We start from the raw sequence: 25546 nt of genomic DNA, 5'->3' as shown, positions 1-25546 counted from the left end.
TCACGTCAGGACACCCCCAGCTCGCGGTCGATGAAGTCGAAGACCTCGTCCGGGGTGGCGTCCTGGAGCTTGCCGGCGACGCCGTCGCCGTCCGCCGGGGCGTCCACCTCGTTGAGCGAGGCCAGCAGCGTCCGGAGCCGTTCGGTGATCCGCAGCCGCGCGCCCCGGTCGGGGGCGGCGCCGGACAGCGCCGCCTCCAGCCGCTCCAGTTCGCCGAAGACCGGCGCGGCGGCGGCCACTCCCCCGTCCACGACGGCGGCGCGGACGTAGTCGGCGAGCAACGCGGCGGTCGGGTAGTCGAACACCACCGTGGCGGGCAGCCGGACGCCGGTGGCGGCGGTGAGCCGATTGCGCAGCTCCACCGCGGTCAGCGAGTCGAAGCCGAGGTCCCGGAACGCCCGGTCGGGTTCGACGGCGGCATCCGAGGCGTGTCCGAGCACCGCCGCCGCCTGGCCCCGCACGAGGTCGAGCAGCGTCTTGCGGCGTTCCGCCTCGCTCTGCCCGGCGAGCAGGGCGGCGAGCGACTCGGCGGTGGGGCCGGCGTCGTCGGCGCGCTCGGCGGTGGCGCGGAGCGCCTCCGGGATGCCGGTGAGCAGCGGGCTGGGCCGGACCGCGGTGAAGCCGGGCACGTACCGGGCCCAGTCGATGCCGGCGACCACGGTGACCGGTTCGCGGCGGGCGAGGCAGCCGGCGAGCGCGGCGAGCGCGAGGTCGCTGTCGAGCCGGGCGACGCCGCTGCGCCGCCGGCGTTCGGCCACGGCGGGGTCGGCGTCGGCCATGCCGCCGGTGGCCCAGGGTCCCCAGGCGACGGAGGTGGCCGGCAGGCCCCGCCGGTGCCGCTGCTCGGCCAACGCGTCGAGGTAGGCGTTCGCGGCGGCGTAGCTGCCCTGCCCGGCGGCGCCGAGCTGGCCGGGCAGCGCGGAGAAGAGCACGAAGGCGCGCAGGTCCTTCTCGGCGGTCAGCTCGTGCAGGTGCAGCGCGCCGAGCACCTTGGGTCGCAGCACGTCGGCGATCCGGTCGGCGGTGAGACCGTCGAGGACCCCGTCGTCGAGGATGCCGGCGGTGTGCACGACGCCGGTCAGCGGCGCGTCGGCGGGTACCTCGTCGAGGAGCTTGGCGAGCGCGGCCCGGTCGGCGACGTCGCAGGCGGCGACCGTGACCCGGGCGCCCCGGTCGGTGAGGTCCCGGACCAGGTCGGCGGCGCCGGGCGCGTCGGCGCCGCGTCGGCTGACCAGCATCAGGTGCGTCGCGCCCCGGTCGGCGAGCCAGCGGGCCACCTGCCCGCCGAGCGCGCCGGTGCCGCCGGTGACCAGCGTGGTGCCGGCGTGGTCGGGTGCGGGGTCGACGCCGCCGCCGGGCGCCCGGACGAGCCGGCGGACCAGCAGCGTGACGCCGTCGACGGCGAGCTGGTCCTCCCCGTCGGGGCCGGTGAGCGCGGCGCAGAGCAGGTCCCAGCCGTGGTCGTCGAGCGTGGCCGGCACGTCGACCAGGCCGCCCCAGCGTTCCGGGTGTTCCAGCGCGACGACCCGGCCGAGACCCCAGAGCAGGGCCTGTTCGGGCCGGCCGGCGCCGCCGTCGCGGGTGGTGCCGGCGGCGCCCCGGGTGACGCACCACAGCGGCGCGGCCACGTCGAGGTCCCCGAGCGCCTGGATCAGCGCCAGCGAGCGGGCCAGGAACGGCGGCACCGGCTCGGTGGCGTCGACCGGGCCGTCGGCGAGCGCGAGCAGGGAGAGCACCCGGTCGGCCGGGTCGGGGCCGGCGGCGGTGAGCCGGGCGGCGACGGCGGCGCGGTCGGTGTCGTCGGCGGGCAGCAGCACCAGCCGGGCGTCCGCGCCGCGCCGGGTCAGTTCGGCCACCGCCGTCTCCGCCTCGGTGGTGCCGGCCTCGTCGGCGACGACCCACCAGACGCCGGTGAGGTAGCCGACCGGAATTCCGCCGTACGGCTGCCAGGCGGCGCGGTAGCGCAGGTCGTCGAGCGTGGACCGGTCGCGTTGCCGGCGGCGCCAGTCGGCGAGCAGCGGCAGGGCCGCGCCGAGGCGGTCGAGGGATTCGGCGGCGTCGGCGGCGGTGAGGTCGGCGAGCGCCGCGAGGTCCTCGTTGTCGACGGCGGCCCAGAAGGCGGCGTCGGCGCCGGTCGGGCTCTCCCCGGCGGCGGGCGCGTCGAGGCTGGCGCGGGGCCAGTAGCGGGCGCGGTCGAACGCGTAGGTGGGCAGCGCGACGGTGTCGGTGCCGGCGAGCACGCTGGTCAGGTCGACGGGCAGGCCGACGCTGTGCGCGGTGGCCAGGTTGGTCAACAGCCGGGTCGGGTCGTCCTCGCCCCGACGCAGCGTGGACAACGTGTGCCCGGCGGTGCCGAGGTCGTCCAGGATCGCGGTCACCGGCATGGTCAGCACCGGATGCGGACTGATCTCCACGAACGTGGTGTGACCGGCCTCGACGGCGGCGCGCACCGCCGAGTCGAACCGGACCGTGCGGCGCAGGTTGTCGTACCAGTAGTCGGCCGTCATCGTCGCCGGGTCCACCCACTCCCCGGTCAACGTGGACACCAGACGCGTGTGACCGGCCTGCGGCGTCACGCCGGCCAGGTCGGTGCGGAGCTGCTGCGCGACCTCCTCCACGGCCGCCGAATGCGACGCGTAGTCGACCGGGATCAACCGGGCCCGGATGCCGTCGGCCTGACACGACTCGACCAGATCCGCGACCGCCTGCGGCGGACCCGACACCACCACCGTCGCCGGGCCGTTGACCGCCGCCACCCCGACACCGTCGAAGCCACCCAGCCGGGCCGTCACCTCGTCGGCGGACAGGTCGACCGACGCCATCGTGCCGGTGCCCCGCAGCGCGGACAGCGCCCGGGACCGCAACGCCACCGTCTTCGCCGCGTCATCCAGGGACAGGATCCCGGCGACGCACGCCGCGCCGATCTCGCCCTGGGAGTGACCGACCACCGCCTGCGGCATGACCCCGACGTGCCGCCACACCGCGGCCAGGGCGATACCCACCGCCCACAGCACCGGCTGCACCACCTCGACCCGGTCCAACCACGACTCGTCGTCACCGGTCAGCACCGACACCAGATCGACGTCGAGGTACGGAGAGAGGGCCACCTGACACTCGGCCAACGCCGCGTCGAACGGCGCGCACCGACCGACCAGACCGGAAGCCATCCGCGCCGACTGCGCGCCCTGACCCGGGAACACGAACACCGGACCGGCACCGTGACCGGCGACCGCGCCGGCCACCAGGTTGCCGGCGGGCGCGCCGGACGCCAGCGCGTCCAGACCGGACAGCAGCTCCTCGACCGACGAGCCGAGCACCACGGCCCGCTGGTCGAACGCCGACCGGGTGGTGGCCAGCGACCAGGCCACCACGGCGGGGTCGGCCGGGTCGGCGCGCAGGTGCCGGGACAGCCGCTGGGCCTGCCGGGCGAGCCCGTCGCGGGTCCGCGCCGACACCGGCCAGGCGGTGACGGCGGCGTCCAGCAGGCCGGGCCGGACGGCGGTCGCCTCGGTCGACGCCTCGTCGGGCAGCTCGAGGATGACGTGCGCGTTGGTGCCGGAGATGCCGAACGAGGACACCGCCGCCCGACGACCGGACCCGCTGCCCGGCCAGGGCCGGTTCTCGGTGACCAGCTCCACCGCGCCGGCCGACCAGTCGATGTGCGGCGAGGGCGCGTCCACGTGCAACGTCATCGGGACCACCCCGGCCCGCATGGCCAGGATCATCTTGATCACGCCGGCGACACCGGCGGCGGCCTGGGTGTGGCCGATGTTCGACTTCACCGAGCCGAGCAGCAGCGGTTCGACGTCGGCGCGGCCCTGCCCGTACGTGGCGATGAGCGCCTGCGCCTCGATCGGGTCACCCAGCGTGGTGCCGGTGCCGTGCGCCTCCACCACGTCCACGTCGGCCGGGGACAGCCGCGCGGCGGCCAGCGCCGCCCGGATCACCCGCTGCTGCGACGGGCCGTTCGGGGCGGTCAGCCCGTTGGACGCGCCGTCCTGGTTGACCGCGCTGCCGCGCAGCACGGCGAGCACCGGATGCCCGTTGCGGCGGGCGTCGGAGAGCCGTTCGACCAGGAGCATCCCCACGCCCTCCCCCCATCCGGTTCCGTCGGCGGCGGCGGCGAACGCCTTGCACCGCCCGTCGGCGGCCAGGCCGCGCTGGCGGGAGAACTCGACGAACAGCCCCGGGGTCGACATGACGGTCACGCCACCGGCGAGCGCCAGGTCGCACTCGCCGCGTTGCAGCGCGGCCGCCGCCAGGTGCAGCGCGACCAGCGACGACGAACACGCCGTGTCCACCGAGACCGCAGGTCCTTCCAACCCCAACACGTACGCCACCCGCCCCGAGACCACGCTCGCCGCGTTCCCGGTGCTCGCGAACCCTTCGACCTCGTCCGCGGACACCATCAACAGGGCCCCATAGTCCTGTCCGTTCGTGCCGACGAACACCCCTGTTCGTGAACCCCGCAAGCCACCCGGGTCAACCCCTGCCCGCTCGATGGCCTCCCACGACGTCTCCAGCAGCAGGCGCTGCTGCGGGTCCATGGCCACGGCCTCACGCGGTGAGATGCCGAAGAAGCCGGCGTCGAAGTCGGCCACGTCGTAGAGGAACGCGCCGGTGCGGACGTAGGAGGTGCCGGCGGAGTAGGGGTCGGGGTCGTAGAGCCGGTCGATGTCCCAGCCTCGGTCGCCGGGCAGGTCCGAGACGGCGTCCCGGCCGGCGTGCAGCAACTGCCAGAACCGCTCCGGGTCGGTGACGCCGCCCGGGAACCGGCAGGACATGGCGACGACCGCGATCGGCTCGTCGTCGGCCAGCGGCGCGGGGCCGGCGACCGCCTCGGTCTCGGCGCCGCCGCCCAGCTCCTCGTCGAGGTGGCGGGCCAGCACGGTGGCGGTCGGGTAGTCGAAGACCAGCGTGACCGGCAGGCGCAGCCCGGTGGCGGTGCCGAGCCGGTTGCGCAGCTCGACCGCGGTGACCGAGTCGAAGCCGAGGTCCCGGAACGCGTGGTGCGGGTCGACGGCCTGACCGCCGTCGTACTTCAGGACCGTGGCCGCCTGGTCACGGACCAGGTCGAGCAGCGCCTGCCGGCGCTGCGCGGACGCCATCCGGGCGAACGCGCCGACCGGCTCGACCTCGGTGGTCTCCTCCGGTTCCCGTTCGGCGGCGAGCCGCCGCACCTCGGGGATCTCGGCGATCAGCGGGGCCGGGCGGGTGGCGGTGAGCGCGACCCGGAACCGGTCCCAGGCGATGTTGGAGATGGTCAGGAACGTCTCGTCGTGGGCGAGCGCCTGGTGCAGCGCGGAGATCGCGAGCCGGGGCGACATCTCGGGCGCGCCGTGCCGGTGCAGCATCCGGCCGAACTCGCCGTCGGCCATGCCGCCGCCGCCCCAGGCGCCCCAGGCGATGGAGGTGGCCGGCAGGCCGAGGTCGCGGCGGTGTTCGGCGAGCGCGTTGAGGTAGGCGTTGCCGGGGGCGTAGTTGCCGACGCCGGAGCTGCCGACCGTGCCGGCCATCGCGGAGAACAGCACGAACGCGTCGAGGTCGAGGTCGCGGGTCAGCTCGTGCAGGTTGACCGCGGCGGTGACCTTGGCGGCGAGCGCGTGGTCGAGCTGGTCGAGGGTGAGCGCGCCGATCACCGCGTCGTCGAGCACGGCGGCGGTGTGCACGACGGCGCGGAGGGGATGCTCGGCGGGCACGTCGGCCAGCACGGCGGCGAGCGCGTCCCGGTCGGCGGCGTCGCAGGCCGCCACCGTGACCCGGGCGCCCGACGCGGTCAGCTCGGCCTCCAGCTCGGCGACGCCGTCGCCGGACCGGCCGCGCCGGCTCAGCAGCACCAGGTGGTCGACGCCGTTGGCGGCGAGCCAGCGGGCCACGTGCCCGCCGAGCGCGCCGGTGCCGCCGGTGACCAGCGCGGTGCCGGTGGGTCGCCAGTCGCGCGGGGCGGGGGTGTCGCCGAGCGGGGCCCGCCGCAGCCGCCGCCCGTACGCGCCGGTGGGGCGCAGCGCGACCTGGTCCTCCCCGTCGACGCCGGCGAGGACGCGGGCGAGCCGGACGGCGGTGCGGTCGTCCGGGCTGTCGGGCAGGTCGATCAGGCCGCCCCAGCGGTCCGGGTGTTCCAGCGCGGCGATCCGGCCGAAGCCCCAGGCGAGCTGCTGCGTCGGGTGGGTCAGTGGGTCGCCGGGGCCGGTGGCGACCGCGCCCCGGGTGAGCGTCCACAGCGGCGCGCGGACGCCCGCGTCGCCGAGCGCCTGGGTGAGCGTGACGGTGCCGGCAAACCCGGCCGGCACGTGCGGGTGGCCGGGCAGCGGCGTCTCGTCGAGCGGCAGGAGCGACACCACGCCGGCGGGCGGCGTGTCCCGGTGCGTGTCGCGCAGTCGGTCGGTGAGCGCGTCCCGGTCGGGCGCGCCGGTCAGCGCGATCTCGACGACGGCGGCGCCGTGCCGACGCAACGCGTCCGCCACGAAGCCGACCGCCGCGTCGGCGGGGGCATCCGCGTCGGCCCTGGCGGCGGTGACCAGCCACCAGGCGCCGGTGAGGGTCGGCGCGGCGGGACCATCGGGGGCGACCGGAAGCCACCCGTCGCGGTAGCGCCACGAGTCGATGGTGGCCTGGTCGCGGTGGCGGCGACGCCAGGCGGCGAGCGCGGGCAGCAGCGCGGTGAGGGCGTCCTCGGACACCTCGGCGACGTCGGCCAGCTCGGCGCCGACCGCGGCCGGGTCCTCGGCCTCGACGGCCGCCCAGAACCGGGCGTCGACCTCGTCCACCTCGACCGTGCCGGCCGTGGTCTCGGCCGTCGCGGCGGCGGCCGGGCGCGGCCAGTAGAGCTGCCGCTGGAACGGGTACGTGGGCAGGTCGAGCCGGCGGGTGGGGCGGCCGGCGAACGCGGGCCGCCAGTCGACGGCGGCGCCACCGGCGTACACCTCGGCGACCGCGCGGTGGAAGCGGGCCAGGCCGCCCTCGTCGCGGCGCAGCGTGCCGGTCACGGTGACCGCGGCCGGGTCGGCGGCGGCCGACTCGACACTCTCCTGCATCGCCATGGTCAGCACCGGGTGCGCGCTGACCTCGACGAACGTCTGGTGGCCGGTGGCGGCGAGGTCGCGGACGGCGGCGTCGAAGCCGACCGTCTGCCGCAGGTTGCGGTACCAGTAGTCGGCGTCCAGGCCGGCGGTGTCGGTCCACTCGCCGGTCACGGTGGACCGGAACCGGATCTCGCCGGTACGCGGGCGCAGACCGGCGAGCAGCTCGCGCAGCCGCTCGCGCAGCGGTTCGACGTGCGCCGAGTGGGAGGCGTAGTCCACCGGCACCCGGCGCACCCGCACGTCCCGCCCCTGGTAGTGGGCGACCAGCTCGTCGAGCGCGGCGGAGTCGCCGGCGACCACCACCGCGGTCGGGCCGTTGATCGCGGCGAGCGAGACCCGGCCGTCCCAGCGGCTGATCGTCGCGGTCACCTCGTCGGCGGTGGTGGCGACCGAGACCATGCCGCCGTCACCGGCGATGCCGGCGATGATCCGGCTGCGCAGCGCCACCACGGCGGCGGCGTCCTCCAGGCTGAGCCCACCCGCGACGTACGCGGCGGCGATCTCGCCCTGGGAGTGGCCGACCACGGCCGACGGGTGGACGCCGTAGGAGCGCCACAGCGCGGCCAGGGACACGCCGACCGCGAACAGCGCCGGCTGCACCACGTCCACCCGCTCCAGCGACGGCGCGCCGGGCACGCCGCGCACCACGTCGGTCAACGACCAGTCGACGTGCGGGCGCAGCGCCGCCGCGCAGGCGGCGAACGTCTCGGCGAACACCGGGGCGGTGTCGAGCAGCTCGGCGGCCATGCCGGTCCACTGCGAACCCTGACCGGGGAAGACGAAGACCACGTCGCCCGGCGTACCCGGGGCGCGGGTGACGGTGTCCGGCGCGGGACGGCCCTCGGCGAGCGCGCCCAGCGCGGCGGTCAGGTCGTCGCGGCCGGCGGCGAGCACCACCGCGCGGTGTTCGTGGGCGCTGCGGGTGGTGGCCAGCGACCAGGCCAGGTCGGGCAGCGCGGCGTCCGGCACGGCGTCGAGGTGCGCCCGCAGGTCGCGGGCGCGGGCGGCGAGCGCGGCGGCGCTCCGCCCGGACAGCGTCCAGGGCGGCTCCCCGGCCGGTCCGGCGTCGTCGTCCGACGCGGTCTCCTCCGGCGGCGCCTGCTCCAGGATGGTGTGCACGTTGGTGCCGCTGATGCCGAACGAGGAGACGCCGGCCCGGCGGGGCCGGTCGCCGTCCGGCCAGGGGCGGGCCTCGGTGAGCAGCGCGACCGTGCCGGCGGACCAGTCGACGTGCGGGGTGGGCTCGTCGACGTGCAGGGTGGGCGGCAGCACGCCGTGGCGCAGCGCCAGCACCATCTTGATCACGCCGGCCACACCGGCGGCGGCCTGGGTGTGGCCCAGGTTCGACTTGACCGAGCCGAGCCAGAGCGGCCGGTCGGCGTCGCGGGCCTGCCCGTAGGTGGCGATCAGCGCCTGCGCCTCGATCGGGTCGCCGAGCGTGGTGCCGGTGCCGTGCGCCTCGACGGCGTCGACCTGGTCGGGGGCGAGCCCGGCGTTCGCCAGGGCCTGCCGGATGACCCGCTGCTGGGCCGGCCCGTTGGGGGCGGTGAGCCCGTTGGACGCGCCGTCGGAGTTGACCGCGCTGCCGCGTACCACGGCGAGGACCGGGTTGCCGTCGCGGCGGGCGTCGGAGAGCCGCTGGAGCACCAGCAGGCCGACGCCCTCACCCCAGCCGGTGCCGTCGGCGGCGCCGGCGAACGGCTTGCAGCGCCCGTCGGCGGCCAGGCCGCGCTGCCGGGAGAAGCCGACGAAGATGCCGGGCGTGGCCATCACCGTGGCGCCGCCGGCGAGCGCGAGGTCGCACTCCCCCGCCTGCAACGCCTGCGCGGCGAGGTGCAGCGCCACAAGCGACGCCGAGCAGGCGGTGTCGACAGTGACGGCCGGGCCGTGCAACCCGAAGGTGTACGCGAGCCGGCCGGAGATGACGCTGGCGGAGACGCCGGTGGCGAGGTAGTTCTCGTCGCCGTCCCCGGAGGCCAGCAGCAGCGAGCCGTAGTCCTGCCCGTTGGTGCCGACGTAGACGCCGGTGCGGCTGCCGCGTAGCGCGGCCGGGTCGAGCCGGGCCCGTTCGAACGCCTCCCAGCTCGCCTCCAGCAGCAACCGCTGCTGCGGGTCCATGGCCAGCGCCTCACGGGGGCTGATGCCGAAGAACGCCGGGTCGAACTCGCCTGCGGAGTCGACGAAGCCGCCCTCCCGCACGTAGCTGGTGCCGAGGTGCTCGGGGTCGGGGTGGTACAGCTCGGCGACGTTCCAGCCGCGTTCCTCGGGCATCGGCGAGAGCGCGTCGGTGCCGCCGGCGACCAGGTCCCAGAGCTGCTCGGGGCTGGCCACGCCGCCGGGGAAGCGGCAGCTCATCGCCACGATGGCGACGGGTTCACGGTGCCTGTCGACGTCGGCGGCGACGACCGCGCCGCCGGTGTGGTCGTCGGCCCGGCCGTGCAGGTGGGCGGCGAGTTCGGCGACCGTGGGGTGGTCGAAGACCAGCGTGGCGGGCAGCGTCATGCCGGTCTCGGCGGCGAGCCGGTTGCGCAGCTCGACCGCGGTGAGCGAGTCGAAGCCCAGGTCGCGGAACGTGCGGTCGGGCAGCGGCCGGCCGGCCGGGTGGCCGAGCACCAGCGCGGCCTGGGTGCGGACCAGTTCGGTGAGCTGCGGCAGGGACCGGCCGACCACCACCGCCGGGGCGACCACGGCGGGTCCGGTGGGCACGCCGGGCAGGCCGGCGAGCAGCGGCGCGGGCCGGCCGCGTACGGCGGCGAGGCGTCCCCAGTCGACGTCGGCGACGGTGACGGCCGGCGCGGCGGCGCCGACGATCCGGCCCAGCGCGGCGGCGGCCGGCTCGGCCGGCAGCGGGTTGACGCCGCCCCGGGTCAGCCGCGCGGTCAGCTCGGCGCTGGCGGCGGCCATGCCGTCGGCGGACCAGGCGCCCCAGGCGATCGCGGTGGCCGGCAGCCCGAGGTCGCGGCGCCAGGCGGCGAACGCGTCCAGGAAGGCGTTGGCCGCCGCGTAGTTGCCCTGCCCGGCGCTGCCGATCACGCCGGCCAGCGAGGAGAACAACACGAACGCGTCGAGCCGGCGGTCGGCGGTGGCGTCGTGCAGCACCCGGGCGGCGCGGACCTTGCCGTCCAGCACGGCCGCCAGGCGGGTCAGGTCGAGGCCGTCGAGGATGCCGTCGTCGACGACGCCGGCGGCGTGCACCACTGCGGTCAGCGCGGGCAGGTCGGTGACCAGCGCGGTGACGGCGGCGGGGTCGGTGACGTCGCAGCGCACCACCCGGGCGCCGGGCAGCTCGGCGGCCAGGTCGGCGGCGCCGGGCGCGTCGGGGCCGCGCCGGGAGGCGAGCACCACCTCGGTCGCGCCGGCGGCGAGCAGCCACCGCGTGACCTGCCGACCGAGCGCGCCGGTGCCGCCGGTGACCAGCACCGTGCCGGTCGGCCGCCAGCCGGGGCCGGCGGGGACGGTGGCGGGGACGAGCCGGCGGCCGAACGTGCCGTGCGGCCGGACGGCCACCTCGTCGTGACCGCCGTCGGCGAGCACCGCGCGCAGCGCGTCGGCGTCGACCCGCTCCGGCGTGGCGTCGGCGGGCAGGTCGACGAGGCCGCCCCAGCGGTCGGGTTGTTCCAGCGCGACCGTCCGGCCGAGGCCCCAGGCCGCCGCCGCGTACGGGTCGGTGAGCGGTTCGCCGCCGCCCACCGAGACCGCGCCCCGGGTGACGCACCAGAGCCGGCCGGCCCGGCCGGTGTCGGCGAGCGCCTGCACCAGCGTGAGCAGCAGCGCGGTCCCGGCCGGCACGGCGGGCGCGTCGGGTCGCGGCGCGTCCGGGCCGGGCAGCACGCAGAGCACGCCCCGCCAGCCCGCCTCGTCGTGGCCGCGCAGCAGGTCGGCCAGGTCACCACGGTCGGTGTCGGCGGGCACGGTGAGCACGTCGACGTCGGCGCCGGCCACCGCGAGCGGCGCCGCCCAGGGCGCCGGGTCGTCGACGGCGACGACCAGCCAGCGGCCGGTCAGCGTCGGGGCGGGCGCGGGACGGACCGCCTCCCACTCGACCCGGTACGACCAGCCGTCGAGCACCGCGTCGCGCTGCCGGGCGCGCCGCCACGACGACAGCACCGGCACGGCCGGGCCGAGCGCGGCCACCGCGTCCGGGTCGTCCTGGACGGCCAGTTCGGACGCCACGGCCGGCAGGTCGCCGCGTTCCACGGCGGCCCAGAAGTCACCGTCCGCGCTGTCCGGGCGGGTGTCCGGCCGGACCGTGCCGTCACCGGCCCAGTAGCGCTCCCGCTGGAACGCGTACGTGGGCAGGTCGACCCGGTGGGCGCCGGTGCCGGCGAACCAGTCGGTCCAGGTGATTGGGTGGCCGTGCACGTGCAGCTCGGCCAGCGCGGCCAGCAGCGCCTCGACCTCGGGACGGTCGCCGCGTTGCGCGGCGACGGCGCGGACCGGCTCGCCGGGCAGGATGTCGGCGGTCAGCGGGGTGAGCACGGCGCGGGGGCCGAGTTCCAGGAACGTGTCGGCGCCGGCGGCGCGCAGCGCGTGCACGCCGTCGGCGTGGCGGACCGCCTCCCGGACGTGCCGCACCCAGTAGTCGGCGGTGCGGATCTCGTCCGGGTCGGCCAGCTCGCCTGTCACGTTGGACACCACCGGCAGCGTCGGCGCGGCGAACGTCAGCCGCTCCAGCACCGCCCGGAAGCGCGCCAGCACCGGCTCCATCAGCGGGCTGTGGAACGCGTGGCTGACGGTCAGCCGGCGGGTGCGGACGCCCCGGTCCCGCCAGAGCCCCGCCAGCCGGTCCACGGCGTCCGCCGTGCCGGAGAGCACCACGGCGGCCGGGCCGTTGACGGCGGCGACGTCGACCGGCTCGTCCGGGTCGGTCAGCGTGGCGCGGACGTCGGCCTCGGGCGCGGCCACGGCGAGCATCGCGCCGCCGGCCGGCAGCGCCTGCATGAGCCGGCCGCGTGCGGCGACCAGCGCGGCGGCGTGCTCCAGCGTCAGCACGCCGGCCACGTGCGCGGCGGTGACCTCGCCGATGGAGTGGCCGCCGACCAGGTCGGGCGTCAGGCCGAACGACTCGACGAGGCGGAACAGCGCCACCTCGACCGCGAACAGGCCGGCCTGGGTGAACTGGGTCTGGTCCAGCAGGTCGCCGTCGTCGAACAGCACCTCCTTCAGCGGCCGGGGCAGCGCCCGGTCCAGGTAGGAGCACACCTCGTCGAGCGCGGCGGCGAACACCGGGAACTGCGCGTACAGCTCGCGGCCCATGCCGGCGCGCTGCGCGCCCTGCCCGGAGAAGAGCACCGCGAGCTGGCCCCGGGGCGTGCCGGTTCCGGTGTGCACGGTGCCGGCCGGCTCGCCGGCGGCGAGCGCGCGCAACGCGGCGAGCAGGTCGTCCGGGCCGGCGGCGGCGACCACCGCCCGGTGGTCGAGCACGGACCGGGACACCACCGAGGCGTACGCGACGTCGAGCGGGCGCGTGTCGGGTGCGGCGGCGAGCCAGGCCGCCCAGCGGCCGGCCTGGGCGGCGAGCGCGTCGGCGGACCGGGCGGAGAGCAGCACCGGCACCACCGGCCGGGCGGTCGGGGTCGGGATCGGCTCGTCCTCGGCCGGTTCCGGCTCGGGCGCCTGCTCGATGATGGTGTGCGCGTTGGTGCCGGACACGCCGAACGAGGACACCGCGGCGCGGCGCGGCCGGTCGGTGGCCGGCCAGGGCGTCGCCTCGGTGGCGAGCGTGACCGCGCCGGCGGTCCAGTCGATGTGCGGCGAGGGCGCGTCGACGTGCAGCGTGGGCGGGACGACGCCGTGCCGGACGGCCAGCACCATCTTGATCACGCCGGCCACCCCGGCGGCGGCCTGGGTGTGGCCCAGGTTCGACTTCACGGAGCCGAGCAGCAGCGGCGTCTCCCGCTCCTGCCCGTACGTGGCGAGCAGCGCCTGCGCCTCGATCGGGTCACCGAGCGTGGTGCCGGTGCCGTGCGCCTCCACCACGTCGACCTGCTCGGGGGTGAGCCGGGCGTTGGCCAGCGCCTGCCGGATCACCCGCACCTGGGACGGGCCGTGCGGGGCGCTCAGCCCGTTCGATGCGCCGTCCTGGTTGACCGCGCTGCCCCGGATCACCGCGAGCACCGGGTAGCCGTGCTTCTGCGCGTCGGAGAGCCGGGCCAGCAGCAGCATGCCGACGCCCTCGGACCAGCCGGTGCCGTCGGCGGCGGCAGCGAACGGCTTGCACCGGCCGTCGGCGGCCAGGCCGCGCTGGCGGCTGAAGCCGACGAACACCGCCGGGGTGGGCATCACGGTGACGCCGCCGGCCAGCGCCAGTTCGCAGTCGCCGTTGCGCAGCGCCTGCACGGCCAGGTGGATCGCCACCGACGACGAGGAGCAGGCGGTGTCGATGGTGACCGCCGGCCCTTCCAGGCCGAGCGTGTACGCGATCCGGCCGGAGACGATGCTCGTCGAGTTGCCGGTGAGCGAGTGGCCCTCGGCGTCCTGCCCGGCCTGGGCGAGGATCGCGTCGTAGCCGTGCGCGGCGGCGCCGACGAACACGCCGGTGCGGCTGCCCCGCACCGCCGGCAGCGGCAGCCCGGCGCGTTCGAACGCCTCCCAGCTCGCCTCCAGCAGCAGCCGCTGCTGCGGGTCCATGGCGACCGCCTCGCGAGGGCTGATGCCGAACAGGTCGGCGTCGAAGTCCCCGGCGTCGTAGACGAAGCCGCCCTCCCGCACGTAGCTGGTGCCCGGGTGGTCCGGGTCGCTGTGGAACAGCCGGTCGAGGTCCCAGCCCCGGTCGGCGGGGAACGGGCCGATCCCGTCGCGGCCGTCGCGGACCAGCTCCCAGAGCTGCTCGGGCGAGCCGACGCCGCCCGGGTAGCGGCAGGTCATCGCCACCACCGCGACCGGCTCGGTGTCGCGGGCCTCCAACGCCCGCAGCCGCCGCCGGGTGCGCCGCAGCTCCGAGGTCGTACGCTTCAGGTACTCGACGTACTTCTCGTCCTCGCTGTTCACCGTGGTCCTACCCTCACTCGGCGTACCGATGTCGTCGCGGCCGGCGGTCAAGACGTCTCCAGCTCGCGGTCGATCAGGTCGAAGATGTTCTCGGTGGTGGCCGACTCCAGGTCGCCGTCGTCGGCGGTCGTCTCCCGCGCGGTCAACCGGTCCAGCAGGCTGTGCAGCCGCTCGGTGATGCCGCGGAACGCCTCGTCGTCCGGGTCGAGCCCGGCCAGCGCCGCCTCCAGCCGGTCGAGGTCCCGGCCGACACCGCCGGAGGCGTCGGTCGCGCCGTCGGGCACGGCGATCCGGGTGGCGAGGTGGGCGGCGAGCGCGGCCGGCGTCGGGTTGTCGAAGACCAGCGTGGCCGGCAGTCGCAGCCCGGTGGCCGCGCCGAGCCGGTTGCGCAGCTCGACCGCGGTGAGCGAGTCGAAGCCGAGTTCCCGGAACGCGCGGTCCGGCTCCACCCCGGCCGGGTCGCCGACGCCGAGCACCACGGCGACGTGCGCCAGCACCAGGTCGCGCAGCGCCCGTTCGCGTTTCTCGCCGGACAGGCCGCGCAGCGTCTCCGCGTACGCCGGGCCGCCGGCCGCCTCGGTGACGGTGCCGCGGCGTGTGCCGGCGCGGACCAGCGCGGTGAGCAGCGGATGGACCGGGCCGCCGGTGCCCTGCGTGCTGATCTTCGCGGGCATCAGCGTGGGTCGCTCGGAACGCCAGGTGGCGTCGAACAGCGCCAGCGCCTCGTGGTCGGTGAGCGCCACCAGGCCGCTGCGTTCCAGCCGCCGCCGGTCGACCGCGCCCAGGTGGCCGGTGATCCCGCTGGCGGTGGCCCACAGGCCCCAGACCAGGGAGACCGCCGGCAGGCCGGACGCGCGCCGGTGCTCGGCGAGGGCGTCGAGGAACGCGTTGCCGGCCGCGTAGTTGCCCTGGCCCGGACCGCCCATCAGGCCGGCGGCGGCGGAGTAGAGCACGAACGCGGTCAGCTCGTGGTCGCGGGTGGCGCGGTGCAGGTTCCAGGCCGCGTCGACCTTGGGGCGCAGCACCGCGGCGAGCCGCTCCGGGGTGAGCTTCTCGACGGTGGCGTCGTCGACCACGCCGGCGGTGTGCACCACGGCGCGCAGCGGGTGCCGCTTGTCCACCAGGGACAGCACGTCGGCGACCGCCTCCGGGTCGGCCAGGTCGGCGGCGACGAGCTGCACCTCCGCGCCGCCGGCCTTGAGGTCGGCCAGCAGTTCGTCGGCGCCCTCGGCGTCCGGGCCGCGCCGGCTGACCAGCAGCAGGTGCCGGGCGCCGTGTGCGGCGACCAGGTGCCGGCAGAGCAGCGCGCCGAGCGTGCCGGTGGCGCCGGAGACCAGGACGGTGCCGTCGAGCCGGGGCGTCGGCGGGATGGTCAGCGTGAGCTTGCCGACGTGCCGGGCCTGGCTGAGGAAGCGGAACGCCTCGGGCGCGCGCCGGACGTCCCAGGTGCGGCGCGGCAGCGGGCGCAGCGTGCCGGCGGCGAACAGCGCCATCAGCTCCGCCAGCATCCGCCCGACGACGGCCGGGCCGGCCGCCATCAGGTCGAAGCCCTGGTAGCTGACGCCGGGGTGGTCGGCGGCGACCCGGGCCGGATCACGCGGGTCGGTCTTGCCCATCTCGACGAACCGGCCGCCGCTGTCGAGCATCCGCAGCGACGCGTCCACGTACGCGCCGGCGAGCGAGTTGAGCACCACGTCGACGCCCCGCCCGGCGCGGCGGGCCCGGAACTCGTCGACGAAGTCGAGGGAGCGGGAGGAGGCGATGTGCGCGTCGTCGAGGCCGGTGGCGCGCAGCACCGGCCACTTGCCGGGGCTGGCCGTGCCGTAGACCTCGGCGCCGAGGTGCCGGGCGATCTGCACCGCGGCCATGCCGACGCCGCCGGTGGCGGCGTGCACCAGCACCGACTCGCCGGCGGTGAGCCGGCCCAGCTCGACCAGCCCGTACCAGGCGGTGAGGAAGACCACCGGCACGCCGGCCGCCTCCGCGTACGACCAGCCGTCCGGGATGCGGGTGACCATGCGGTGGTCGGTGACCGCGACGGTGGCGAACGAGCCGGCGAAGATGCCCATCACCCGGTCGCCGGGTTTCAGGTCGGTGACGCCGGGGCCGACCTCGCGGACCACGCCGGCGCCCTCGCTGCCGAGCACCTCCTGGCCGGGGACCATGCCGAGCGCCAGCACCACGTCCCGGAAGTTGAGGCCGGACGCGCGCATCTCGACCGCGACGTGCCCGGCCGGCACCGCGCCGGCCTCGACCGGCACCGGCAGCAACGCCAGGTTCTCCAGCGTGCCCTTCTCGGTGACGTCGAGCCGCCACGGCTGCCGGTCGCCGGGTGGCGTCAGCACACCGGTGTCCCGGGCCCGGGCCAGTCGGGGGGTAAGGGCAGCGCCGTCGCGGAGCGCGAGCTGCGGTTCGCCGGACGCGAGCGCGGCCGGCACCGCGTCGAGCGTGGCGGCGGCGTCGTCCAGGTCGAGCAGCGTGAACCGGCCGGGGTGTTCGGACTGGGCGGAGCGGACCAGCCCCCACACCGCGGCGCGGGCCGGGTCGCGGGGGGCCTCGCCGGGCGCGGCGGCGACCGCGCCCCGGGTGGCGAGCACCAGGCGAGCGGCCTCCAGGCGGGGTTCGGTCAGCCACCGGTGCACCAGCGCGAGCGTGTCGCGGGCGGCGGAGTGGGCGTCCGCGTCCACCCGCTCCAGGTCCGGGCCGGGGCCGCCGCGCAGGTCGACCACGATCTCCGGTACGTCGTCGTCGCCGTCCACGGCGGCGAGCAGCGCGTCCAGGTCGGGGTGGACGGTCACCCGGTGACCGGCTCCGCTCAGCGCTCCGGCCAGCCCGGCGGGGTCGCCGCCGGGCGCGCCGACCTGACCGCCGCCGGCCGGATCGGCGCCGTGGTGGCCGGCTTCGGTCCGCGCGGCAGGCACGGCCTCGTGGTGGGCGGCCGGGTCGGCGAGGCCGGCGCCGGCCGGGTCGGTGCGGTCGCCGGTGAGCAGCGCCCAGCGGTTCGGGGCCGGGGTGTCGGTGGCCGGCAGCGGTGTCCAGTCCAGGTGGAACACGGCGGTGCGGCGCAGCGCGGCGGCGGCGTCGTCCTGGCCGGCGGCGACCGGGCGGAACGTCAGCGACTCGACGGTGGCGACCGGTCGGCCGGCCGGGTCGGCGAGCGTGACGGCGACCGTGTCCGGGCCGAGCGAGCGGATCGTCACCCGCAGCCGGGTGGCGCCGTGGGCGTGCAGCGTGACCGCGCGGAGCGTGAACGGCAGCCAGCCGCTGCCGGCCTCGGCGGGCGTGCCGAGCAGTGCGGTGGGGCCGGTGGCGTGCAGGGCCGCGTCGAACAGCGCCGGGTGCAGGCCGAACCGGGACGCGTCGGCGGCCTGCGCCTCGGGCAGCGCCACCTCGGCGTACACCTCGTCGCCGCGCCGCCAGACGCGGTGCAGGCAGCGGAACGCGGGCCCGTAGGTGAGGCCGGCCTCGGCGGTGCGGGCGTACCAGGCGTCCAGGTCCGCGTCGACCTCGACGGCGCCGGCCGGCGGCCACTCCCCCGGCCCGGGTTCGGGTTCGGAAAGCTGCGGCAGCAGCAGACCCTCGGCGTGCCGGGTCCAGTCGGCGTCGCCGTCGTCGGCGGGCCGGGAGTGCAGCGTGACGGCCCGTTCGCCGGCGTCGTCGGGCGCGCCGACGCGTACCTGCACCTGGACGGCGCCGGTGGCGGGCAGCACGAGCGGGCTGATCAGCGTGAGGTCGCCGACCTGACCGGCGTCGACCTCGTCGCCGGCCCGGATCACCATGTCGGCGAGCGCGGTGCCGGGGACGACGACGGTCCGGCCGACGACGTGGTCGGCGAGCCACGGGTGGGTACGCGTGGACAGCCGTCCGGTGAGCACCACGGTCCGGTCGTCGGCGACCGGCAGCGCGGCGCTGAGCAGCGGGTGCCCGGCGTCCTGGAGGCCGGCGGAGGCGACGTCGTGGGTGGGTCGGGCGGTCGTGGTGAGCCAGTACCGCTTCCGGTCGAACGCGTACGTGGGCAGGTCGACGGTGGTCGCGGGGGCGAGGACGCGGGTCAGGTCGACGGGCAGGCCGAGGGTGTGCGCGACCGCGAGGCTGGTCAGCAGCCGGGTCGGATCGTCGTCACCCCGACGCAACGTCGACAACGTGTGCCCCACCGTGTCGGCGTCGTCGAGGATCGCGGTCACCGGCATCGTGAGCACCGGATGCGCCGACACCTCCACGAACGTGCGATGCCCAGCCGCGATGGCGGTCCGCACCGCCTGCTCGAACCGCACCGGCTGCCGCAGATTCGTGTACCAGTAGTCGCCGTCCATACCCTCCGGGTCAGCCCAGTCACCGGTCACCGTCGACACCATCCGGACCTGACCCGCCTGCGGCGACAACCCCGCCAGATCGGTGAGCATCCGGTCGCGGATCCGCTCCACGGCCGGGTTGTGGGAGGCGTAGTTGAACGGCACCGGCTTCGCCCGCACCCCCTCGACCTCCCACCGCTGACGCAGCTCGGCGAGCGTCTCGGGCGGACCGGACACCACCACGTGACCGGGACCGTTGAGCACCGCCACCACCGTGCCCGCGATCCCCTCGATCCGCGCCTCCACCTCGCGCTCGGGCAGATCCACCGCCAACATCCCACCGGAACCCGCCAGAGTGGCCAGGGACCGCGCCCGCAGAATCACCGCCCTCGCCGCGTCGTCCAACGAGAGCACCCCGGCCACACACGCCGCGGCCATCTCACCCTGCGAATGCCCGATCACCAACGACGGCTCCACCCCGGCAGCCCGCCACACCTCCGCCAGACACACACCGACCGCGAACAACACCGGCTGCAACACCTCCACCCGGTCCAGCCAGGCGTCGTCGTCACCGGTCAACACCGACACGAGATCCACGTCCAGGAACGGCGCGAACGCCCGCTGACACTCCGCCAACCGCGCATCGAACGGCGCACACCGACCCACCAGACCGGCCGCCATCCGCACCGACTGACCACCCTGACCCGGAAACACGAACACCGGACCCGGACCGTGCTCGACGACCGAACCCGACACCACGTTTCCCGTCGGGGTGCCCGACGCGAGCGCGTCCAGCGCCGTCAACAGCTCGTCGCCGGTGGCGCCGACCACTGCGGCGCGGTGCTCGAACGTCGAGCGGGTGGTGGCGAGGGACCAGGCCACCGCCGCCGGGTCGAGCTGCCCGCCGGCGCGCAGGTGGGCGGCGAGCCGGGCGGCCTGCGCGGCGACGCCGGCCCGGGTACGGGCCGACACCGGCCACAGCCGGACGTCGGCGTCCACCAGGCCCGGGGCGGCGGACGCCGGCCGCGCGTCGGGCTCGTCGGCCTGTTCGATGACGACGTGGGCGTTGGTGCCGGAGATGCCGAACGACGACACCGCCGCCCGACGCGGCCGGTCCACCGCCGGCCACTCCCGCGCCTCGGTCACCAGCTCCACCGCGCCGGCCGACCAGTCGATGTGCGGCGACGGCTCGTCCACGTGCAGCGTCGGCGGCACCACGCCGTGCCGCATCGCGAGGATCATCTTGATGATCCCGGCGACGCCGGCCGCGGCCTGGGTGTGCCCGATGTTCGACTTGATCGACCCGAGCAGCAGCGGTTCGGCCCGGTCCTGCCCGTACGTGGCGAGCAGCGCCTGCGCCTCGATCGGGTCGCCGAGTGTGGTGCCGGTGCCGTGCGCCTCCACCACGTCCACGTCCGACGTGGACAGACCCGCGTCCGCCAACGCCGCGCGGATGACCCGCTGCTGCGACGGGCCGTTCGGCGCGGTCAGGCCGTTCGACGCGCCGTCCTGGTTGATCGCGCTGCCGCGCACCACGGCGAGCACCGGGTGACCGTTGCGGCGGGCCTCGGAGAGCCGTTCCAGCAGCAGCACGCCGACGCCCTCGCCCCAGCCGGTGCCGTCGGCGCCGGCGGCGAACGCCTTGACCCGGCCGTCGGCGGCCAGTCCACGCTGGCGGGAGAACTCGACGAACAGCCCGGGTGTCGCCATCACGGTCACGCCGCCGGTGAGCGCCAGGTCGCACTCGCCGCGGCGCAGCGCCTGCACGGCCAGGTGGAACGCGACGAGCGACGACGAGCAGCCGGTGTCCACCGACACGGCCGGTCCTTCCAGGCCCAGCGCGTACGACACCCGGCCGGACACCACGCTTGCCGCGTTGTCGGTGCCGCCGAAGCTCTCGTCCGGGGCGACCAGCACCAACGCGCGGTAGTCCTGTCCGTTGGTGCCGGCGAACACGCCGGTCCGGGAGCCGCGCAGCGATTCCGGCACCACGCCGGCCCGCTCGATCGCCTCCCAGGACGCCTCCAGCAGCAGCCGCTGCTGCGGGTCCATGGCGGCGGCCTCGCGCGGCGAGATGCCGAAGAACACCGGGTCGAAGTGGCCGGCGTCGGCCACGAACGCGCCCTGGTCGGTGTAGGTGGTGCCGGCCGACGCCGCCGCCGGGTCGACGAGAGTGTCCGGGTCCCAGCCCCGGTCGGTGGGGAAGTCGCCGACCGTGTCCACGCCGTCGGCGACGATCCGCCACAACGCGTCCGGGTCGCTGACGCCGCCGGGGAAGCGGCAGGCCATCGCCACCACGGCCACCGGCTCCTCGCCGGACGCGACGGTGGTGACCGGGGTCCCGGCGGGCGCCGGGTCGGCGCCGAGCAGCGTGTCCCGCAGCAGCCGGGCCAGCGCCACCGGTGTGGGGTGGTCGAAGACCAGCGTGGTGGGCAGCGGCTGGCCGGTGGCGGTGACCAGCCGGTTGCGCAGCTCCACCGCGGTCAGCGAGTCGAAGCCGAGGTCCCGGAACGCGGTGGTGGCCGGGATCGCGGCGGCGTCGGCGTGGCCGAGCACGTCGGCGGCGAGTTCCCGGACCAGGTCGGCGAGCGTCTCCTCGCGGCGGGCCGGATCCAGGCCGGCGAGCCGGGCCCGCAGCGTCGCCGCCGGTCCGTCGTCGGCGTCGCCGTCGGCCGGCGCGCCGCCGTCGAGCGCGGCCTTCGCCTCCGGTACGCCCTCCAGCAGCGGCCGACGCCGGGCGGACGCGTACGCGGGCGCGAACCGGGACCAGTCCACGTCGGCGACCGTGAGCGTCACGTCGTCGTGGTCGAGGGCCTGCCGCAGCGCGCTCATCGCGACGTCGGCGTCCATCGGCGGCACGCCCCGGCGGCGCAGCGCCCGGTCGGAGTCGGCCACGTGCATGCCGCCCTCGCCCCACGAACCCCAGGCGATGGCGGTGCCGGCCAGCCCGTCGGTGCGTCGCCGCTGCGCCAGCGTGTCCAGGTAGGCGTTGCCGGCCGCGTACCCGGCCTGCCCGGCGCTGCCCCAGGTGGCGGCGATGGACGAGTAGACGACGAACGCGTCCAGCTCGTCGTCGGCGAGCAGGTCGTGCAGGTGGGCCGCGCCGGCCACCTTGCCGGCGGTCACCTCGGCCAGTTCGGCGGCGGTGACGGCGTCCAGCGGGGTGGTCTGCGGCAGGCCGGCGGTGTGCAGGACGGCGCGGATCGGCGGACCCTCGGCGCGCAGCCGGTCGACAAGCGCGGTGACGGCGGCCCGGTCGGCGAGGTCACAGGCGGCGACCGTGACGCGGGCGCCCCGCTCGCGCAGCTCGGCGGCCAGCTCGGCCGCACCGGGCGCGTCCGGGCCGCGCCGGCTGACCAGCACCACGTGTGCGGCGCCGGCGTCGGCGAGCCAGCGGGCGGCGCGCGCGCCGAGCCCGCCGGTGCCGCCGGTGACCAGCACGGTTCCGGTGGGCGTGAAGTGGCGTACCGGGGGGCGGTCGCCGATCGGCGCGCGGACCAGGCGGCGGCGCAGGACGCCGGGGCCGCGCACGGCGAGCTGGTCCTCGCCGGCCGGCGCGGCGAGCAGTGCGGCGAGCCGGCCGGCGGCGCGCGCGTCGGGTTCGGCGGGCAGGTCGACGAGGCCGCCCCAGCGGTGCGGGGCCTCCACGCCGGCCACCCGGCCCAGCCCCCAGACCGCGCCCTGGGCCGGGTCGGTGCCCCGGTCGTACGCGGTGGCGGCCACCGCGTTGCGGGTCACCAGCCACAGCGGCGCGGCCAGGCCGGTGTCGCCGAGCGCCTGGGTGAGCGCGAGCGTGGCGGCCAGGCCGGGCAGGAGCGGGTCCGGGTCGGTGGCGGGCGCCCAGGACAGCAGCGAGACCACCCCGCCGACGTCGACGCGGCCGTCGCGGCCGGCGTCGGCGTCGGTGACGTCGGCATCCGTGGCGTCGGCATCCGTGGCGTCGGCGTCGGTGACGTCGGCATCCGTGGCGTCGACCCGCGTGGCGTCGGTGAGCGCGGCGGCGAGCGCGGGCCGGTCGGCGTCGGGTGCCACGGTCAGCGGGCGCACGTCGGCGCCGGCGGCGGTGAGCGCGTCGCGGACGGCGGCCACGGCCGGGTCGTCGTCGAGGCCGGTCGGCACCGCCAGCAACCAGGTGCCGCCGAGCGCGGCGGTGGCCGGTTCGGGCGCGGCCTGCCACTCGATCCGGTAGCGCCAGCCGTCGACCTGGTCGTGCTGCTGCTGCCGGCGTCGCCAGCCGGCGAGCACGGGCAGCAGCGTCCGCAGCGACTCGGCCGCCTCGGCGTCGTCGACGGCCAGGGTGTCGCGCAGCGCGTCCAGGTCGGCGCGGTCGACGGCGTCCCAGAACCGGTGGTCGAGCAGGGCGGCGCCGGCGGCCGGGACGGCCGGCTCGTCGGCGGGCACCCAGTAGTGCTGCCGCTGGAACGGGTAGGTGGGCAGGTCGACCAGGCGACCGGGCCGGCCGGCGAACGCGGGCTGCCAGTCCACCGTCGCGCCGGCGACGTGCAGCGCCGCGACGGACCGGTGGAACCGGTCCAGGCCGCCCTCGTCCCGGCGCAGCGTGCCGGTGACGGTGGCGGCGTCCGGGCCGCCGGCGGCCTCGGCGCTGTCCTGCACCGCCATGGTGAGCACCGGGTGCGCGCTGACCTCGACGAACGTGCGGTAGCCGGCGTCGACGAGGCGGCGGACCGCGTCGTCGAAGTGGACCGTCTGGCGCAGGTTGCGGTACCAGTAGTCGGCGTCGAGGCCGGCGGTGTCCAGCCAGTCGCCGGTGACGGTGGAGCGGAACCGGACCGTGCCGCTGCGCGGGGTCACGTCGGCGAGCCGGGCCAGGAGCTGGTCGCGGAGCGGCTCGACGTGCGCGGAGTGCGAGGCGTAGTCCACCGGCACCCGGCGTACCCGGACGTCCCGGGCCTCGTAGTGGGCGACCAGCTCGTCCAGCGCGGCGATGTCGCCGGAGACCACCACCGCGGTCGGGCCGTTGACCGCCGCGAGGGAGATCCGCCCGTCCCAGCGGGTGATCGTCTCGGTCGCCTCGTCGGCGGTGGTCGCCACGGACACCATGCCGCCGTCGCCGGCCAGCTCCGCGATGACCCGGCTGCGCAGCGCCACCACGGCGGCGGCGTCGTCCAGGCTGAGCCCACCCGCGACGTACGCGGCGGCGATCTCGCCCTGCGAGTGGCCGATCACCGCGGACGGCTGCACGCCGTAGGACTGCCACAGCGCGGCGAGGGACACGCCGACCGCGAACAGCGCCGGCTGCACCACGTCCACCCGGTCCAGCGACGGCGCGTCCGGCGCGCCGCGCAGCACGTCGAGCAGCGACCAGTCGACGTACGGGCGCAGCGCCTCGGCGCAGGCGGTGAGCTTCGCCGCGAACACCGGCGCGGTGTCGAGCAGCCCGGCGGCCATGCCGATCCACTGCGAGCCCTGGCCGGGGAAGACGAACGCGACCTCGCCGGGCTGGCCGGCGGCACCGGTGACCAGCGGCGGGGCGGACCGGTCGTCGGCGAGCGCGTCCAGCGCGACGGTCAGCTCGTCCCGGTCGGCGGCGAGCACCACGGCGCGGTGCTCCAGCGGCGACCGGGAGACCACCGACGTCCAGGCCACGTCGGCGGGCGCGAGGCCCGGCTCGGTGGCGAGCCGCCGGGACCAGCGTTCGGCCTGCTGGCGCAGCGCGGTACGGGTGCGGCCGGTGAGCAGCACCGGTGCGGTCCGGTCGGCCGGCGTGGCCGGGGCCGCCGGTTCGTCGGCGGGTTGTTCCAGCACGATGTGGGTGTTGGTGCCGCTCATGCCGAACGAGGAGACGGCGGCCCGGCGGGGCCGGTCCACGGCCGGCCACGGCGTCGGCTCGGTGACCAGCCGGACCGCGCCGGCGGTCCAGTCGACGTGCGGGGTGGGTTCGTCGACGTGCAGCGTGGCCGGGACGATCCCGTGCCGCATGGCGTGGATCATCTTGATGATCCCGGCGATGCCGGCGGCGGCCTGCGCGTGCCCGAGGTTCGACTTGATCGAGCCGAGCAGCAGCGGCCGGTCGGCGGGCCGGTCCTGGCCGTACGTGGCCAGCAGCGCCTGCGCCTCGATCGGGTCGCCCAGCGTGGTGCCGGTGCCGTGTGCCTCCACCACGTCGACCAGGTCGGGGGTGAGCTTCGCGCCGGCCAGCGCGGCCCGGATGACGCGTTGCTGGGACGGGCCGTTGGGGGCGGTGAGGCCGTTGCTCGCGCCGTCCTGGTTGACCGCCGAGCTGCGGATGACGGCCAGCACCGGGTGGCCGTTGCGGCGGGCGTCGCTGAGCCGTTCCAGCAGCAGCACGCCGACGCCCTCGGCCCAGCCGGTGCCGTCGGCGGCGGCGGCGAACGACTTGCACCGGCCGTCGGCGGCCAGTCCGCGCTGCCGGGAGAACTCCACGAACGGGCCGGGCGTGGCCATCACGGTGGCGCCGCCGGCCACCGCCAGCCCGCACTCGCGTTCCCGCAGCGCCTGGGCGGCGAGGTGCACCGCGACCGACGAGGACGAGCAGGCGGTGTCCACGGTGATCGCCGGGCCCTCCAGCCCGAACGTGTAGGCGAGCCGGCCGGAGACCACGCTGGCGGCGGTGCCGGTGAGCACGTACCCCTCGGCGTTCGGCGCGCGGTGCAGCACGGCGGCGTAGTCCTGGCCGGACGTGCCGACGAAGACGCCGGTGCGGCTGCCGCGCAGCGACAGCGGGGCCAGTCCGGCGCGTTCGAACAGCTCCCAGGTGACCTCCAGCAGCAGCCGCTGCTGCGGGTCCATGGCGACCGCCTCGCGGGGCGAGACGCCGAACAGCGCGGCGTCGAACTGCCCGGCGTCGGCCAGGAACCCGCCGGCCGCGGTGTAGGAGGTGCCGGCGTTCTCCGGGTCGGGGTGGTGCAGCAGGTCGAGGTTCCAGCCCCGGTCGGCGGGGAAGTCGCCGATGGCGTCGCCGCCGTCCGCGACGAACCGCCACAGCTCCTCCGGCGAGCTGATCCCGCCGGGGTAGCGGCAGCTCATCGCCACCACCGCCACCGGCTCGGACTCCTCGGCGGTGACCTCGCGCAACCGCTGGCGGGTCTGGTGCAGCTCGGTGACGACCCGGGTCAGATACTCCCGGAGCCGTGCCTCGTCCCCGGCCGGTCCGGTGGTGCCCACTGCCGTGTCCGCCATGGTCGATTCCGCTCCCTGGTG

Annotated in this window: 2 protein-coding genes; both read right to left on the bottom strand. The window is 76.7% G+C overall.

The features are described 5' to 3' along the window. Positions 1-5: 5 nt before the first annotated feature. Positions 6-14072: a type I polyketide synthase gene (locus tag OG767_RS16120; RefSeq protein WP_405089291.1), complete on the bottom strand. Its 14067-nt coding sequence runs from the start codon at positions 14070-14072 to the stop codon at positions 6-8. A gap of 47 nt (positions 14073-14119) precedes the next feature. Then, on the bottom strand, positions 14120-25510 hold the full coding sequence (locus tag OG767_RS16115) for a type I polyketide synthase (RefSeq protein WP_405094231.1): 11391 nt from the start codon (positions 25508-25510) through the stop codon (positions 14120-14122). Between the last annotated feature and the right edge of the window lie 36 nt (positions 25511-25546).

Origin of the sequence: Micromonospora sp. NBC_01392, from assembly GCF_045040125.1 — a bacterium.
Classification (GTDB): Bacteria; Actinomycetota; Actinomycetes; order Mycobacteriales; family Micromonosporaceae; genus Micromonospora.
Note: the sequence above shows the minus strand (reverse complement) of the source record. Positions and strands in the feature narration are given on the sequence as shown.